Source organism: Micromonospora parva (assembly GCF_000718515.1).
In the GTDB taxonomy this organism is placed as follows: Bacteria; Actinomycetota; Actinomycetes; order Mycobacteriales; family Micromonosporaceae; genus Micromonospora; species Micromonospora parva.
The window spans coordinates 45,078-60,276 of record NZ_JNZS01000004.1 but is presented as its reverse complement, the minus strand read 5'-3'; the positions used below and the strand labels follow the sequence as shown (position 1 = coordinate 60,276).

Sequence of the window (15,199 nt, the reverse complement as noted above, 5' to 3'; positions counted from 1 at the left end):
GGCGATCCAGGCTCATTCCTGGCCGAGCGGACCCGTTGTGCGGTAGGCGATCAGCGTTCGGCAGCTCCTCGTCCGCGCCGGCCGAACGGCACCACCGCCGCCTCCTGGCCGTGGCTCAACAGGTAGCCCTCCACGAACCCGGTGTTCCGATCGCCGGTGTGGTGTTCGATCTCGTTGAGCCGGGCCACCAGGAACTCGGTGAGCGCGCTGATCCGGTTGTTCAGGCGCTCGTGCAGCTCGGCGACGACGGCCAGGACGACCGCGGTGCCGGCGGTGATGAGCGCAAAGAGGTTGACGAGCAGCGGAAGCTGCCCGCCGTCGACCACGAGGGTCACTGTGTTGCCGGTCACCCACAATGTCACCGACACCGTTGCGACCACGACTGCCAACCACTTCAGGGTCATGGACAGACCCCTCCTTCTGTCCCGCAGGGCTGGGTTCGGCCTTGTCCCGTCCCCCCGCCGATGACGAGCCCAAGCAGTACGAATAGGGACGCTAGCGTGCCCGTTCCAACCCCGGAGGTAAACGAATGAACCTGACCAGGCGTTCTTTCGCTATCTGAGGAACTAGCCCGCCTGATTGCCCCTTTTTCGGACATCGACCGGCAGCGTTGGGCGGTATGCGAGGTATCTGATGGTTTCGCGGATGTGGAACTTCTCCGCGTCCGACACCTGCGGGTCGACCAGGCGGCGCAGCAGGGCCTCGACGTCGGGGTCCATCGGAGGGGCGGCCTGGCCGGTGCGGGGGCCGGTCGCGGTGCGGTCCCAGCCGAGGGCGGCGAAGGCGGCGGCCGGGTTCAGGCCCAGCCCCTCGCAGAAGGCGACCACCCGTTCGGCCTCCGGGTCGCTGGCCCAGTCGCCCCGGACCCAGCGGTTGATGGTCTGCCGGGAGACGCCGGTGCGCCGGGACACCTCGGTGCCGCTCCAGGCTCGGGTCGCCCGTGCCTCGTCCAGGGCCCGTCGGACGAAGGTGGCGAAGGCGATCTTCCGCGCATTGGCCGTCTCGGTCACTCCGTGACGGTACGGCCAGCCGGCGGAGGGTGGGTACGCCGGCTCGCCACTGTCACGCGGACGTGACGAGGTGTTCGGATTTCCGGTAAACGAGTCAGTGCCACTGTTGAGGGGTGTCACGCGGGCAGAATAGATGAACGTAGTGGCAAACGTAACCGGACGAAAAGCTGATACTGTCACGTCCATGGGACAATCTACGGTGTGTCACGTGCATGAGACGACTGGTGCTCACATGCGTCACGCCCCCGGTGCCAGGGGGCCGTGGTGACCGAGCTCGCCACCCGCGCCCAGGCCTTCGGGCTGATCGCCGAGGGCGTCGCTGCGGGGCTGACCGCCCCCTGGCGCCTCTACCTCGCCCGAGGCTGCCGTTACCTGTCGCTGAGCGTCGGCGATCGTGCCGAGTGGAACGCCTGGCGTACCCATCTCGGCTGCCCCGAGCTGAGTGTCCGGGTCTACGACGCCGGCGGCGAGATCCGCCGGTCCTCGGTGGCCGAAGTCGTGCTGGACGGCTGCCGGATCAGCGTCGAGCTGGTCGAAGAGGTCAGCACCGACGACCTGGACCGGCTGCTCGTCGCCGACCCCACCACGATCGAGCCGGAGGAGCGATGACCTGGCGTCCCGGCTGGGCCGGAGCTGCCCGATGAGCCCTTTTCTCGCGGTGTTCCTCGTCCTGGTGCTCGGCGCCACCAGCTACGCGGCCGGGCGGCTGCACGGGCAGCTCAGCTACCGCATCGGTTACCGCTTCGGTTACCGGCAGGGCTACTTCGACGGTGACCGGGGCGCCTGGAACCGGCGTCGGCGGGACGCCCAGGCGGCCATCGCCTCGGCCCTGTCGGTCTCGCCCGCGGGAGTGGTCCGCTCCGCTGGTGCCGTCGCCCGCCCCGGCACCACGTACACCGGCTCGTCGTTCAGCGCGCCGGCCGCCCCGATCACCGGGCGGCACCCGACCGGCACGCTCGTCCGACGGACCGGTTGAGGTCGGTCGGCGGGGTCCGCCCCGCCGACCGGCGCCACGAACGCGGTGCGTCGTCCGCGGCGGACACGCACCGTCGGGGTCACGTCAGACCGGTGACGGTGGCCCCAACCGGCCGGGATGCGCGCAGGGGGCATGCATCCCGGCCGGTTCCGCCGTGCCCGCGACGGTGCCTTTCGGCTGGTGCCGGCGTCGGCGCGGCGCTGTTCACGAGCGCGCCGTGGGAGATCCACGTTCGGCCTCTAGCCGGGAAGGTCCGGCGGGGCTAGCGTCTAGGCATGGCACGGGGTTCTCCCGAGCCAGCCGGTCCGCCCGGATCTGCGACCTCGCGCACGGGGTTCCGCATCCGACCCCGTGTCCCCGGGCGCCGGAGGAGGCGGAACACGGGTGGCGGGTGCCCATCCGTCGGAGCAGGCCTGTGACGACTCGCCGTACCATCGCCGGTGCCGACCAGACCCCGGCCGCGACTGCCACGACCCGCCGCGCCACCAGGAGCCGCCGTTCGGCGGCCGCCGCGCCGGCCGACCCCAAGGAGCCACGACCAGCCGGCCAGGCCTTCGTCCTGGACACGTCGGTGCTGCTCTCCGATCCGGCGGCATTCCACCGGTTCGCGGAGCACGAGGTGGTGCTGCCTCTGGTGGTCATCACCGAGCTGGAGGGCAAGCGGCACCATCCGGAGCTGGGCTGGTTCGCCCGGCAGTCGCTGCGGATGCTCGACGACCTGCGGGTCCGGCATGGTCGACTCGACCACCCGGTGCCCGCCAACGACGTCGGCGGCACCCTGCGGGTGGAGCTGAACCACACCGACGACGGTGTCCTGCCGCCCGGCTTCCGCACCGAGAGCAACGACGCCCGGATCCTCTCCGTCGCGCTGAACCTCGCCGCCGAGGGGCGGGAGGTGACCCTGGTCAGCAAGGACATGCCGCTGCGGGTCAAGGCCGCCTCGGTGGGCCTGCGCGCCGACGAGTACCGCCACGGCCAGGCCAGTGACCCGACCTGGACCGGCATGTCGGAGCTGGAGTTGAGCGAGGAGCAGATCGGCCAGCTCTACGCCGGCGAGACGCTCGACCTCGACGAGGCGGCCGGGCTGCCCTGTCACACCGGTCTGGTGCTGCACTCGGCGCGTGGCTCGGCGCTCGGCCGGGTGCTGCCGGACAAGTCGGTGCGGCTGGTCCGGGGCGACCGGGAGGCGTTCGGGCTGCACGGTCGCTCGGCCGAGCAGCGGATCGCTCTCGACCTGCTGCTGGACGAGTCGATCGGGATCGTCTCGCTGGGCGGCCGGGCCGGCACCGGAAAGTCGGCGCTGGCGCTCTGCGCCGGGCTGGAGGCGGTGATGGAGCGTCGTCGGCACAAGAAGGTGATCGTGTTCCGCCCGCTGTACGCGGTAGGTGGCCAGGAGTTGGGCTACCTGCCGGGTTCGGAGTCGGAGAAGATGTCGCCGTGGGCGCAGGCGGTCTTTGACACGCTCGGCGCGGTGGTGCACGAGAACGTGCTGGAGGAGGTCACCTCGCGGGGCATCCTGGAGGTGCTGCCGCTGACCCACATCCGGGGGCGCAGCCTGCACGACGCCTACGTGATCGTGGACGAGGCCCAGTCGCTGGAGCGCGGGGTGTTGTTGACGGTGCTGTCCCGGATTGGGCAGGGCTCGCGGGTGGTGCTCACCCACGACGTGGCCCAGCGGGACAATCTGCGGGTCGGTCGACACGATGGGGTGACGGCTGTCATCGAGGCACTCAAGGGCCATCAGCTCTTCGCACACGTCACCCTCAGCCGTTCGGAGCGGTCGCCGATCGCCGCGATGGTCACCGACCTCCTGGAGGACATCCCGATCTGACGGGCGCTTTGCGGAGTTTCGTCCCTATTTTCGGTGTGGCCCAGGTCACAAACGGCCCGGTCCGTTTCCCATCAGCCTCACTGTGCGCAATCGTGTCCCACGAGCGTCCACGCATCAGAGGAATCGTTGGTGATCGAACGTCGCGAGACGGACGACATCAGCGAAGATCGGTGCGTCAGCGCGACCGGCAACCGGTCGGGGCGCTCGTGGCACGGCTGACGGCCCACCTGCGGCCCGCGCCGCGCCACGTCCTTGCTCCCGACGAAGGGACCACTTCGTGAGTCGGCTGTGGAGCCGGTTGGGCGCCCGTACGGCTGCTGTAGCGCTGCTCTCCGTGGGCGTTGCCGGTGGCTTCTACCTGGGCGAAGACCGGGAAACCCAGCAACAGGGCCTGACCGACAAGGTCAGCGTCGAGGTCGACCGGGCCGACCTCGCGTACCAGCGTGAGCGGCAGGCCGCGCACCAGGTGCAGTTCTCCAAGCAACGCGCCGCCGAGTACCAGGCGAAGCTGCGGGCGAAGCAGGCCGCGAAGGAAGCCGCCGAGCGGGCACGCCAGGCCGAGGCCGCCGCGGCGTCGCGCAAACGTGAGCGCGCGGCCGCGAACGCGGCCGCCAAGCCGTACGACGGGCCGATCCCGGCGTCCTGCGCCGAGTACAGCGGCAACCGCAAGACCGGCTGCGCTCTGATGATCGACGCCGGCTTCGGCATCTCCGAGTTCCCCTGCCTGGAGAAGCTCTGGACCAAGGAGAGCGGCTGGAACCACAAGGCCAGCAACTCCTCGTCCGGTGCGTACGGCATCCCGCAGTCGCTGCCGGGCAGCAAGATGGGCTCCGTCGCATCCGACTGGCGAACCAACCCGGCCACCCAGATCAAGTGGGGGTTGGGTTACATCAAGGGCAGGTACAAGACGCCCTGCGGTGCCTGGACCTACTTCCAGAACAACGGGCACTACTGACGCTCTCGACGCGGGGCGGGTGGGAGACCACCCGCCCCGCTGTCGCGCGTACCCCGGTCGGGACGTGAGTGGCGGTCGGCCGCTTTTGCTGATAGCAGTTGTACGGTGACCCTGCACCCGTCAAGCGGCGACCCGTTCCGGTTCGGCACCGAGGCGTTCTACGCCTCGCTCGGCCGGGCCTTCGTCGCCATGTGCGCGGTGGTCCCGTTCCTGTTTCTCATCGAGGCCGTCGACCAGGGGCTGGCGTTCGGCCTGGACGCCACCGCCGGCATCATCCCGCAACGCATCGACGGGCTGGACGGGGTCTTCTTCTCCCCGTTCCTGCACCACGGCTTCGACCACCTCTACAGCAACAGCATCCCGCTGATCCTGCTGGGCACCTTCGTCCTCGCCGCCGGTGCCCGCCGGTTCCTCTGGTCGACCCTGATCATCATCCTGGTCAGTGGGCTCGGCGTGTGGTTCACCGGCTCGCCCAACTCGGTGGTGGTCGGCGCCAGCGGTGTCATCTTCGGCTACCTGGGCATCCTGCTCACCCGAGGCATCGTCGAGCGCAGTTGGTGGAACTTCGCGGTCTTCCTCCTGGTCGGTCTGCTCTACGGCTGGCAACTGGTCGGCATCCTCCCCACCGACGAGCGGATCTCCTGGCAGGGTCACCTGTTCGGCCTGCTCGGCGGGGTGGTGGCGGCGATCCTGTTCCGGCGGCGGCGACCGGCGGTGGACGGCCCGGACTATTCAGGTTCCACGCTCAGCCTGCCCTGAGCCGATTCTCCGGCGCGCCTCTGGGACGTCCTTGCCCGACTGTCGCCGCCCGCCTACGGTCGAGATCAGCACGCGTTGATCCGTAAGCGGAAAGCGACGGTACGCCATGCGCGAGGTCGATGTCGCCGTGATCGGGGCCGGTCCGGCCGGCCTCTTCGCCGCGTACTACGCCGGGTTCCGAGGGCTGTCGGTGGCGGTGATCGACGCGTTGCCCGAACCGGGCGGCCAGGTCACTGCCATGTACCCGGAGAAGCTGATCCTCGACGTCGCCGGCTTTCCCGCCGTCAAGGGCCGTGATCTGGTGGCCAACCTGGTGGCCCAGGCAGCGCCGTTCAATCCGCGGTACCTGCTCGGCACCCGGGCGGAGAAGCTCTCGTACGCTGACGGCCGACCGGTGCTGGGCCTGGCCGGCGGTGAGCAACTCGCCTGCGGCGCGATAGTGGTCACCGGCGGGCTCGGCAGCTTCAGCCCTCGGCCGTTGCCGTGCGCCGACGGCGCCCCCGGGTCAGGGATCGTCTACTTCGTGACGGAGCCGACCGAGCTGGCCGATCGGGACGTGCTGATCGTCGGTGGTGGCGACTCCGCCTTCGACTGGGCGTTGGCCCTGCAACCGCTGGCCCGGTCGGTGACCCTCGTACACCGACGGGAGAAGTTCCGGGCGCACGCCTCGACCGTCGCCCGGGTGCTCGCGCTGCCGGTGCGGGTCGTGGTCAACGCCGAGGTCACCAGGCTGCTCGGGGACGGCACGGTGACCGGTGCCGAGGTGACAGTGCGCGGCGGCGCCACCGAAACCTTGCCGGTGGACGTGGTGGTGGCCGCCCTCGGTTTCACCGCCGACCTGGGCCCGCTCGCCGAGTGGGGGCTACGGCTGGACCGCCGCCACATCCTGGTGGACAGCGCGATGGCCACCAACCTGCCCCGGGTCTTCGCGGCGGGCGACATCACCGAGTACCCGGGCAAGGTCCGGCTGATCGCCACCGGCTTCGGTGAGGCGGCGACGGCGGTCAACAACGCGGCGGTGGCCATCGACCCGAGCGCCCACCTCTTCCCGGGGCACTCCTCCGATGCCGGCTGAGCGTCGGTACCGGACCCAGACCGACCTGAGTCCGGATCGAGACGGGTCGACCCGATCCTGAGGGGATGACGGGTTCCGCCACTCCCCAGGACGGCGCACCCACCACGCTGTCCTGGCTCTGCCACCCTGCCACCCTGTTCGCGCTGGCCCTGCTGCTGGTCAACGATCATGTGCTGAAGGCGGCCTTCCCCGGCCCGGTGACCGGCAAGCTGAGCGACGTCGCCGGGCTGGTGCTCGCCCCACCGCTGGTCGCGGTGCTGCTGACCCTCCTGCTGCCACGACTGCCGGCCCGGAGGGCCGCGTCGGTCGCCCTGGCCACTGTGGGTGCCGGGTTCGCGGTGGTCAAATCCAGTGGGTACGCCGCCGAACTCGCCTCCTCGGCCTGGACCGTGCTGGCCGGGCCGTCGCTGGTCCGGGCCGACTGGACCGACCTGTTCACCCTGCCGGCGCTCGGCCTGGCCTGGTGGAGCTGGCGGCGGTCACGTCGCCGCCCGGTGCGCCGACGGACCGCCCGGCTGGTCCGGATGCTGGTGGTGCTGCCACCGGCGGTCTTCGCGGTGGCCGCCACCAGCCAGTACCAGTACCCGTACGCCGTGGGCACCGCCCTGCTCGACGGTCACCCGGCGATCTCGATCGGCGTGGGATACAACGATCGGACCTGGCCGGAGGGGCCGGCTGACGGCCGATGGTCGATCAGCCAGGACGGGGGGAACACCTGGCGGCCCGCCGCCGACGGCGAGGAACAGCGGTTGTCCCGCCAGGGCCCCGGGCAGCGGCAGGCGTGTGTGCCCACCGAGCCGCAGCGGTGCTACCGGGCGGTCGCCGAGCACCTGCGGGTGGAGCAGAGTGACGACGCGGGCGTGACCTGGCAGGTGGCCTGGGAGGTGTCGGACGCGCGCCGCGAGGGGATGGCCCGCCGGTTCGCCAACCCAGGTGACATCCGCCGGCACTTCGCCTCCCGCGATCTGATCGTCTATCCGGCCGCCGGTGGCGGCCACGAGGTGCTGGTCGCCAACGGGCGCGACGGCATCCTGCACCGGAGAGCGGACGGCGGATGGCAACGCGACGGCTTCCGACATCACGCGGGACCGGACGACGGAGGCTGGACCGAGCCGCCCGCGCTGGACGGCGGGCTCGGCAGCCGCGACACGGACCTGCAGCTCGCCCTCGCGCTCGCGCTGACCCTCGGCGTTACGGTCACCGTGCTCGCTGGTCATCTGGCGATCCGTCGCGGGGGCGGTCCGCGCTGGTGGGGGGTCGCCGGCAGCGGGGCGATAGTGGTCGCGGGGATCGTGCTGGCCGGCGCCTGGGGGCGCAACGATGACTCCTCGACGGGCATGGCCCTGCTGTTCGTCGTTCTGCCCCTGAACGTCGTGACAGCGACGGCCATGCTCGTTCGGGTCTCCTACCAGGACGCACTGACCCGATGGAGCGGATGGGCACTCACCGGGCTGCTGCTCACCGCGCTCCTGTCCCTGGTGCCGCTCGTGGGTTGGCTGGGCGGGAACCCTGCGCAGAGCAGGGTCGCCGTGGCGCTCGCCCTGCTGGCCCTGGTGCCGGGCGTGCTGCTCGCCGTCCGGATCGCCCGGCTGTACGACCCGGCCCGGGCGTTTGGGCGCCGATACCCACCGCACCCGTCCGATCCGCCCTACCCGCAGTACCCGCCGCACCCGCCCGCGGTTCCCGATCGGCCCTACCCGCCCTACCCACCGCACCCGCCCGCGGTGCCCGATCCGTCCTACCCGCTCGACCCGCCCTACCCGTTCGAACCGCCGGATCGGCTGTCGTCTAGGACGCCGCCAGCGCCCCCGACGCCCCCGACATCCCCGGCGCCGCCGGAGTCGTCCCATCCGGTGCTCCGGCCTTCCGTGCCGGATCCGTCAGCCGAGTCGGGGTAGGCCGCTCAGGTCGGCGCGTGTTTGAGGTCCGGGTGCCGTGGTGCGGGCTGGCGCCGTTCGGCCCGGCCGCACGATGACGAAGTCGACCCCGGTGCGCTCACGGCGACCGTGGGGGCCCTGGGCGGCCGATCCGCGCCAGTTGCGTCGCCGGCCCGCTGACGGCTCAGCGGCGGGCCGGCGGGGCGAGCGCGGCGATCAGCACTGCCACCATGGTCAGCGCCGCCCCCAGCAGGGTGTTCACCCCGGGGTGCGAGGCCGCCGTGGGGAGGACCAGGTCCAGCAGCACGGCGCCGACGATCTGCCCGGCGATGGTGGCCAGGCCGAGCAGCAGCACACCGGTGAAACGCACGATCGCGGCGGCGATCGCGATGAACACGATGCCGATCGGGCCGCCCAGGTAGAGCCACGGCTCGGACGGCAGGTGGCCGCCGGGCCAGCCGCGTACGGCGATGTCGATCGCGAACGCGACCAGCAGGGTGACAGTGCCGACGGCGAAGTTGACGAGCGTGGCGGTCAACGCGCTGTCGGCCGCCGCCCGGACCCGACCGTTGACGGCCTGCTGCCAGGCGATGCCCACCCCGGCGAGCAGCGGCAGCAGAGCCAGCGCCAGCGCGCCCGGGTCGCCCAGGCGGTCACCGACCGCCAGGCAGACCGCCAACACGGTGAGCACCGCGCCGGCCAGCCGCTGCCGGGTGACCGGCTGCCGGCCGGTGGGCCCGATCCCGGCCCGATCCACGGCAAGGCTGCTGCCGGTCTGGCCGGCCACCACCGCCACGGTGAAGACCGCCACGCCCAACGTGCCGATGGTGAGCCCTTGAGTGGCCACCAGGAACGCCCCGCACATGCCACCGAGGCACTGCCACGGCCGCAACGCGCCCGTCCGCAGGGCCCGCCGGGTCGCGGCCAGCCCGCGCCGGCCACCAGGGGTCGCGGGCACCAGCACCAGCAGCACCAGCAGGCCGAGGCCGAACGACACCACCGCGGCGGCGAAACCGTCCTCGAGGCGTACCCCCAGCTCGCCGTTGATCCGCGACTGCACCGCCACCGCGACCCCGGAGGCCGACGCGAGCGCGACGCCAGTGATCCGGCGGGCGGCCGACAGGGTCTGCGGGGTCGCCGTGTCGGTGGCTGTCACTCCTGTTCAGCCAGCGGTCGACCATCGAAGTCGACAGCGGAGTAGAGCGCCAGCTTCTCCAGCCGGTGGTACGAGTCGATCACCCGGATGGTGCCGCTCTTCGAGCGCATCACGATCGACTGGGTGTACGCCCCGCCCGCCCGGTACCGCACACCGCGCAGCAGGTCGCCGGAGGTGACCCCGGTCGCCACGAAGAAGCAGTTGTCGCCGGTGACGAGATCATCGGTGCCCAGCACCCGGTCCAGGTCGTGCCCGGCGGCGATCGCCTTCTCCCGCTCCTGCTCGTCGCGCGGCCAGAGCTTGGCCTGCATCGCACCGCCCATGCACTTGAGCGCGCACGCGGAGATGATGCCCTCCGGGGTGCCGCCGATGCCCATCAGCACGTCCACGTCCGACTCGCCCCGGGCGGCGGCGATGGAGCCGGCGATGTCGCCGTCGGAGATGAACCGGATACCCGCCCCGGCCCGGCGGATCTGCGTGACCAGGTCGTCGTGGCGGCTGCGGTCCAGCACGCAGACCGTCACCTCGGAGACGTCGGTGCCCTTGACCTTGGCGATCCGGCGCAGGTTCTCCGCCACCCCGGCGTTGATGTCGATCACGTCGGCGTACGCGGGCCCGACGGCGAGCTTCTCCATGTAGAACACGGCGCTGGGGTCGAACATCGCACCCCGCTCGGAGACGGCGAGCACCGCCACGGCGTTCGGCATGCCCTTGCTCATCAGGGTGGTGCCGTCCACCGGGTCGACGGCGACGTCCACCTCCGGGCCCGTGCCGTCGCCGACATGTTCGCCGTTGAAGAGCATCGGGGCGTTGTCCTTCTCGCCCTCGCCGATCACCACCACACCGCGCATCTGGATCGAGTTGATCAGCTTGCGCATCGCGTCGACAGCTGCTCCGTCGCCGCCCTCCTTGTCGCCCCGACCGACCCACCGGCCGGCGGCCATCGCCGCGGCCTCGGTGACCCGGACCAGGTCGAGGGCAAGGTTACGGTCGAGATCCTGTGGGATCCGCGTCCTGGTGTTCGTCATGACGGCTACTCCTCCTCGCGACGGTGCGGGGACGACCGGCCGCGGGGAGGCCCCCACCGCCAGCTTTGTCGCTGATCCTCACACGATGGCCGACGGGGCGTCGGCGCGGGGCGGTGATGGCCCGGATACCGCCGGTCGGGCGGCTGCGAAGATAGCGGGGTGGAACCCGCACAGCCAGCCGACCGCGTACCCGCCGACCGCACGCCGCCCGACGGTCAGCCGCCGGCCGACGTCCCCGCCGGTGGTGAGCCCGCCGCGACCGATCCGACCCCGACCCCGCCGCCAGCGGCGGCGGCCGGCAAGTCCGAGCGGTCGCCGAAGGACATGGCGATCTCGTTGCTGGTGCTGCTCGTCCCGATCGCGCTCCTGCTGGCGTTCTACCGGGGATTCCTCGGCGGCGACCAGGCCACCACCGTCGATCCGGCGCCCGCGATCGAGCAGGCCCGGTCGGCGAACGTCTTCCCGGTGAGCCAGCCGCAGGGGCTCGGCTCCGACTGGAAGACGGTCAGCGCCCGCTACCAGACCGTCGAGAACGGCGCGAACCTGCGACTCGGCTACCTCACCCCGGAGGGGCGCGGCGTCCAACTGCTGCAGAGCAGCGTCCCGGCGGATCGTCTGCTCCCCGCCGAGCTGACCAGCCAGGGCCAGCCGCAGGGCCCCACCGAGCTGGCCGGGCGCACCTGGCAGCTCTACACCGCGCGGGGCAACCAACAGGCGCTGGTCCTGCTGGAGCCGACCCGCACGGTGATCGTCGTCGGCGACGCCCGGGACAACGAACTACGCGAACTGGCCGGCTCACTGCGCTGAGGGGACCTCGGCGGTCGATGGACCCGCCGGCGCCGAATCTGGGCAACCAGCCCGAAGGGTGATTGTCCGACGCCTCGACAGGGAACAAGGAGGGGGTGATCCGGGCGCGCTGCTCGGCCCGGATCGCGCGACGCAGCCGACGGTGCTGCTGCGTCGCCCGGTTTCCGGCGCCGTCCAGGTCGTCGGGTGACCCCCTTGGGAGACACGTATGACTGTTCGACGACTTGGCGCCGGCCTGGTAGCCGCCGCTCTGATCACGCCCGCACTGGCCGCCTGCGCCAGCGGAACCGGCACCACCGGCTCGACGCCGTCCCCGACGGTGACGGCGTCCGGCACGGCGAGCCCGTCCGGTGCCCCGGTGGCGGGCGACGCCAAGCAGGCCCTGCTCGACTCCACCAAGGAGATCAGCAACGGGAACTTCCGGTTCACGCTGGCCGGCGCCGGCTCGACGGCGGAGGGGCTGGTGCACCAGCCGAGCCAGAGCGCGGCGTTGAAGATCGCCATCGGTGGTCCCTCGTCCGACCTGGCGATGAAGCTCGACGTGATCCACTACAAGCCGGACAGCTGGGTCAAGCTGGAGCTGACCGGCCCCACCGCCAACAGCCTGCCCGCCATCAAGCAGCTCAACCTCGGCAAGTACCAGCACCTGGACCAGAACCGGATCAAGGGCAACCGCAACCTCGGCTTCGACTTCGACAAGGTCGACCCGGCCGGCAGCGCGGTGCTCACCCAGGGCATCACCGAGGTCCGCAGCACCGGCACCGGCACGTACGCCGGCACCATCGACGTCACCAAGGCCGCCGAGGCGGGCTCGTTGAACGCCGCCACGATCGCCGCGCTCGGCACCCAGGCGAAGACCGTCCCGTTCACCGCGAAGGTGGACCCGCAGGGCCGGCTCAGTGAGCTGGTGCTGCAACTGCCGGCCGCCGGGCAGACCGCCGCCCAGGAGATCAAGATGACGTACTCCGACTACGGTGCCGCCACCGCCGCGCAGAAGCCGCCGGCGGACCAGGTCGTCGAGGCGCCGGCCGAGCTGTACAGCCTGTTCAACTGACCTGCCCCGGTGGGGCGGCTCCGGCCGCCCCACCGGCGGTCAGGAAGCTGGTTCCTGCCGGGCGGCGTCGATCCGCGCCCGCGCGCCATCCAGCCAGCGTTGACAGATCACCGCCAGCGCCTCGCCGCGCTCCCAGAGCGCCAGCGACTCCTCCAGGGACGTGCCGCCGGCCTCCAGCCGCTCCACCACCGAGGCCAGCTCGGCGCGGGCCTGCTCGTAACTGAGCCGCTCGTCCGGCCCGGCCTTCGTGTCGTCAGTCATCGCGTTCATCTCAGCACACCCCTCCCCGCTGCGGCGCGTCGCCACTCAGCCATCGACTGTGGCGGCCAGCTCGCCGTCGGCCAGGCGTACCCGCAGCGGGTCGCCCTTGCCGACCTCCGCCGCCGCGCGGACCACCTGGCCGTCCGCGCGTTGCACGATCGCGTACCCCCGGTCGAGGGTGGCGGCGGGGGACAGGGCGCGCAGCCGCGCGAGGGTGTGCCGCAGGTCATCCTCGGCGGCGGTGAGCCGGTGCTCCAGGCATCGGCCGGCTCGCTGCCGCAACGCGGTCAGCTCGGTCGCCCGGTGCTCCACCATCACCTGCGGCCGGGCCAGCACCGGCCGGGACCGCAGCCCGTCGAGCCGGTGTGTCTCCCGGTCGACCAGGTTGCGCACCGCTCGTTCGAGGCGGTGTCGGGCCTGACCGATGAGGCGTACCTCCTCGGTGAGGTCGGGGACGACCCGCTTGGCCGCGTCGGTCGGGGTGGAGGCGCGGACGTCGGCCACGTAGTCGATCAGTGGCGCGTCCGTCTCGTGGCCGATCGCGCTGACCACCGGCGTACGACAGCCGAACACCGCGCGGCAGAGCGCCTCGTCGGAGAAGGGCAGCAGGTCCTCGATGCCGCCGCCACCCCGGGCGATGATGATCACATCGATGCTCGGGTCGGCGTCCAGCACCTTGAGCGCGTCGACGATCTGCGGGACCGCCGACGGGCCCTGCACTGCCACGTTGACCGTCCGGAACTCGACCGCCGGCCAGCGCCGTCGGGCGTTGGTCAGCACGTCCCGTTCGGCCGCCGAGGCGCGACCGGTGATGAGCCCGATCCGGCCGGGCAGGAAGGGCAGCCGACGCTTGCGGGCGCGGTCGAAGAGTCCTTCGGCGGCGAGCAGCTTCTTGAGCTTCTCCAGCCGGGCCAGCAGCTCGCCGAGGCCCACCTGGCGGATCTCGTCGGCGCGCAGGCTCAGCGTGCCCCGCGCGGCGTAGAACTCCGGCTTGGCGTGCAGCACCACGCGGGCGCCTTCGCGCAGCTCGGGTGCGCCGGCGTCCAGGACGTCCCGGTTGGTGGTGACGGTGAGGCTCAGGTCGGCCGACGGGTCGCGCAGGGTGAGGAAGACGGTGCTGGCTCCGGGGCGACGGCTGATCTGCGCCACCTGCCCGTCCACCCACACCCAGCCCAGCTTGGCGATCCAGGCACCCACCTTCTGGCTGACCACCCGTACCGGCCAGGGCTCCTCAGCGCTGCTGGCCCCGCCGCCCCCCACCCGCCCGTCTCCGCTCACCCGCCCACCCTACGGACCCTCCCGGTGATCAAGAGGTTTGCGTCAGTGCTGGGCGCGTTTTTGACGCAAACCTCTTGATCACCGGGGCTCTGGGCGGGTCGCGGCCCACTGCCGGTGGGAAAGCCGGCACGTACGATGGGGTGGTGACTGAGGCTCAGGCGACTCACCGGACCGGCAAGCGCGTGCTCCTGGCCAAGCCCCGCGGCTACTGCGCGGGTGTCGACCGCGCGGTGCAGACCGTGGAGGAGGCGCTGAAGCTCTACGGTGCCCCCATCTACGTGCGCAAGCAGATCGTGCACAACAAGCACGTGGTGCAGACCCTGGAGGCCCAGGGCGCGATCTTCGTGGAGGAGAACGAGGAGGTGCCCGAGGGCGCCACCGTCATCTTCTCTGCGCACGGCGTGGCGCCGGAGGTGTACGAGCAGGCCAAGGCGCGTTCGCTGAAGGCGATCGACGCGACCTGCCCGCTGGTCACCAAGGTGCACCACGAGGCGCGGCGCTTCGCGGCCGAGGACTACGACATCCTGCTCATCGGCCACGAGGGGCACGAGGAGGTCATCGGCACCGCCGGTGAGGCCCCCGCGCACATCCAGCTGGTGGACGGCCCGGACGACGCCGACAAGATCACCGTACGTGATCCGGAGAAGGTGGTCTGGCTCTCCCAGACCACGCTCTCGGTCGACGAGACGCTGGAGACGGTGGCCCGGCTCAAGAAGCGGCTGCCGCTGTTGCAGTCCCCGCCCAGTGACGACATCTGCTACGCCACCTCCAACCGGCAGCACGTGGTCAAGGAGATCGCCGCCGACTGTGACGTGGTGATCGTCGTCGGCTCGACGAACTCCTCCAACTCGGTGCGCCTGGTCGAGGTCGCCCTGGACGCCGGCGCCCGCGCCGGTCACCTGGTCGACTTCGCGCACGAGATCGACGACGCCTGGCTGGAGGGCGCCACCACCGTCGGCCTGACCTCGGGCGCGAGCGTCCCGGACGACCTGGTCCAGGAGGTGCTGGCCCACCTCGCCGCGCGCGGTTTCGCCGACGTGGAGGAGATCACCACCGCCAACGAACGGCTCACGTTCTCGCTGCCGCAGGAGCTGAAGCGGGACATGAAGGCCGCTGCGGCGCGCGGCTGAAC

The 15,199-nt window shown here is 71.5% G+C and carries 16 protein-coding genes; 10 read left to right on the top strand and 6 right to left on the bottom strand.

The genetic code is table 11. The annotated features are described in order from the left end of the window. Positions 1–50: 50 nt before the first annotated feature. Positions 51–404: a hypothetical protein gene (locus tag IF22_RS0104905; RefSeq protein ID WP_030328864.1), complete on the bottom strand. Its 354-nt coding sequence runs from the start codon at positions 402–404 to the stop codon at positions 51–53. A 162-nt stretch (positions 405–566) separates the two neighbouring features. Further along, on the bottom strand, positions 567–1,010 hold the full coding sequence (locus tag IF22_RS0104900; protein WP_030328859.1) for an XRE family transcriptional regulator: 444 nt from the start codon (positions 1,008–1,010) through the stop codon (positions 567–569). 264 nt (positions 1,011–1,274) lie between these two features. On the opposite strand from IF22_RS0104900, the gene IF22_RS0104895 reads away from it, so the two are divergent. From IF22_RS0104895 to IF22_RS0104865, 7 genes are all read left to right on the top strand, one after another. Then, positions 1,275–1,619, top strand: a complete 345-nt coding sequence (locus tag IF22_RS0104895) for a hypothetical protein (RefSeq protein WP_030328857.1) — start codon at positions 1,275–1,277, stop codon at positions 1,617–1,619. A 31-nt stretch (positions 1,620–1,650) separates the two neighbouring features. Further along, positions 1,651–1,986 carry a hypothetical protein gene (locus IF22_RS0104890; RefSeq protein ID WP_030328854.1) on the top strand — a complete coding sequence of 112 codons (336 nt, stop codon included), beginning with the start codon at positions 1,651–1,653 and terminating at the stop codon, positions 1,984–1,986. Between the two features lie 415 nt (positions 1,987–2,401). Continuing rightward, positions 2,402–3,817, top strand: a complete 1,416-nt coding sequence (gene phoH2 / locus IF22_RS0104885) for an RNA 5'-3' helicase PhoH2 (protein WP_030328848.1) — start codon at positions 2,402–2,404, stop codon at positions 3,815–3,817. Between the two features lie 277 nt (positions 3,818–4,094). After that, complete coding sequence (locus IF22_RS0104880) at positions 4,095–4,772, top strand: aggregation-promoting factor C-terminal-like domain-containing protein (protein ID WP_030328842.1); 678 nt, start codon at positions 4,095–4,097, stop codon at positions 4,770–4,772. 105 nt (positions 4,773–4,877) lie between these two features. Further along, the gene (locus IF22_RS0104875; protein WP_030328841.1) at positions 4,878–5,531 is read left to right on the top strand and encodes a rhomboid family intramembrane serine protease; all 654 of its coding nucleotides are present in this window, start codon (positions 4,878–4,880) and stop codon (positions 5,529–5,531) included. 106 nt (positions 5,532–5,637) lie between these two features. Further along, complete coding sequence (locus tag IF22_RS0104870; protein ID WP_030328840.1) at positions 5,638–6,606, top strand: NAD(P)/FAD-dependent oxidoreductase; 969 nt, start codon at positions 5,638–5,640, stop codon at positions 6,604–6,606. Positions 6,607–6,671: 65 nt separating this feature from the next. Further along, the gene (locus IF22_RS0104865) at positions 6,672–8,504 is read left to right on the top strand and encodes a hypothetical protein (RefSeq protein ID WP_030328837.1); all 1,833 of its coding nucleotides are present in this window, start codon (positions 6,672–6,674) and stop codon (positions 8,502–8,504) included. A 163-nt stretch (positions 8,505–8,667) separates the two neighbouring features. Here the strand turns inward: IF22_RS0104865 and IF22_RS0104860 are convergent, their stop codons facing one another. Beyond that, positions 8,668–9,639, bottom strand: coding sequence for a DMT family transporter (locus IF22_RS0104860; protein WP_051708187.1), 972 nt, complete (start codon positions 9,637–9,639; stop codon positions 8,668–8,670). Then, a complete protein-coding gene (gene glpX, locus IF22_RS0104855; RefSeq protein WP_030328833.1) occupies positions 9,636–10,667 on the bottom strand; it encodes a class II fructose-bisphosphatase in 1,032 nt (343 codons plus the stop codon). The genes IF22_RS0104860 and glpX overlap by 4 nt, the downstream gene beginning before the upstream one ends. A 159-nt stretch (positions 10,668–10,826) precedes the next feature. Here glpX and IF22_RS0104850 point away from each other — a divergent pair, with 159 nt between their 5' ends. Continuing rightward, a complete protein-coding gene (locus IF22_RS0104850) occupies positions 10,827–11,474 on the top strand; it encodes a DUF4245 domain-containing protein (RefSeq protein ID WP_030328831.1) in 648 nt (215 codons plus the stop codon). A 208-nt stretch (positions 11,475–11,682) separates the two neighbouring features. After that, positions 11,683–12,528: a hypothetical protein gene (locus tag IF22_RS0104845; RefSeq protein WP_030328829.1), complete on the top strand. Its 846-nt coding sequence runs from the start codon at positions 11,683–11,685 to the stop codon at positions 12,526–12,528. A gap of 39 nt (positions 12,529–12,567) precedes the next feature. Here IF22_RS0104845 and IF22_RS0104840 read toward each other — a convergent pair whose 3' ends face one another. Continuing rightward, entirely contained in the window at positions 12,568–12,789 is a 222-nt protein-coding gene (locus tag IF22_RS0104840) for an exodeoxyribonuclease VII small subunit (RefSeq protein ID WP_030328827.1), read from the bottom strand. 45 nt (positions 12,790–12,834) lie between these two features. Further along, positions 12,835–14,067, bottom strand: a complete 1,233-nt coding sequence (gene xseA, locus IF22_RS0104835; protein WP_245233528.1) for an exodeoxyribonuclease VII large subunit — start codon at positions 14,065–14,067, stop codon at positions 12,835–12,837. A 143-nt stretch (positions 14,068–14,210) separates the two neighbouring features. Between xseA and IF22_RS0104830 the strand changes: the two genes are divergently transcribed. Continuing rightward, positions 14,211–15,197: a 4-hydroxy-3-methylbut-2-enyl diphosphate reductase gene (locus IF22_RS0104830; RefSeq protein WP_030328824.1), complete on the top strand. Its 987-nt coding sequence runs from the start codon at positions 14,211–14,213 to the stop codon at positions 15,195–15,197. Positions 15,198–15,199: the final 2 nt, after the last annotated feature.

Bases quoted from the DNA above. Each gene is read 5' to 3' on its own strand.
- IF22_RS0104905 (WP_030328864.1), bottom strand. From the start codon at position 404: ATGACCCTGAAGTGGTTGGCAGTCGTGGTCGCAACGGTGTCGGTGACA.
- IF22_RS0104890 (WP_030328854.1), top strand. From the start codon at position 1,651: ATGAGCCCTTTTCTCGCGGTGTTCCTCGTCCTGGTGCTCGGCGCCACC.
- IF22_RS0104870 (WP_030328840.1), top strand. From the start codon at position 5,638: ATGCGCGAGGTCGATGTCGCCGTGATCGGGGCCGGTCCGGCCGGCCTC.
- IF22_RS0104865 (WP_030328837.1), top strand. From the start codon at position 6,672: ATGACGGGTTCCGCCACTCCCCAGGACGGCGCACCCACCACGCTGTCC.
- glpX (WP_030328833.1), bottom strand. From the start codon at position 10,667: ATGACGAACACCAGGACGCGGATCCCACAGGATCTCGACCGTAACCTT.
- IF22_RS0104845 (WP_030328829.1), top strand. From the start codon at position 11,683: ATGACTGTTCGACGACTTGGCGCCGGCCTGGTAGCCGCCGCTCTGATC.
- IF22_RS0104840 (WP_030328827.1), bottom strand. From the start codon at position 12,789: ATGACTGACGACACGAAGGCCGGGCCGGACGAGCGGCTCAGTTACGAG.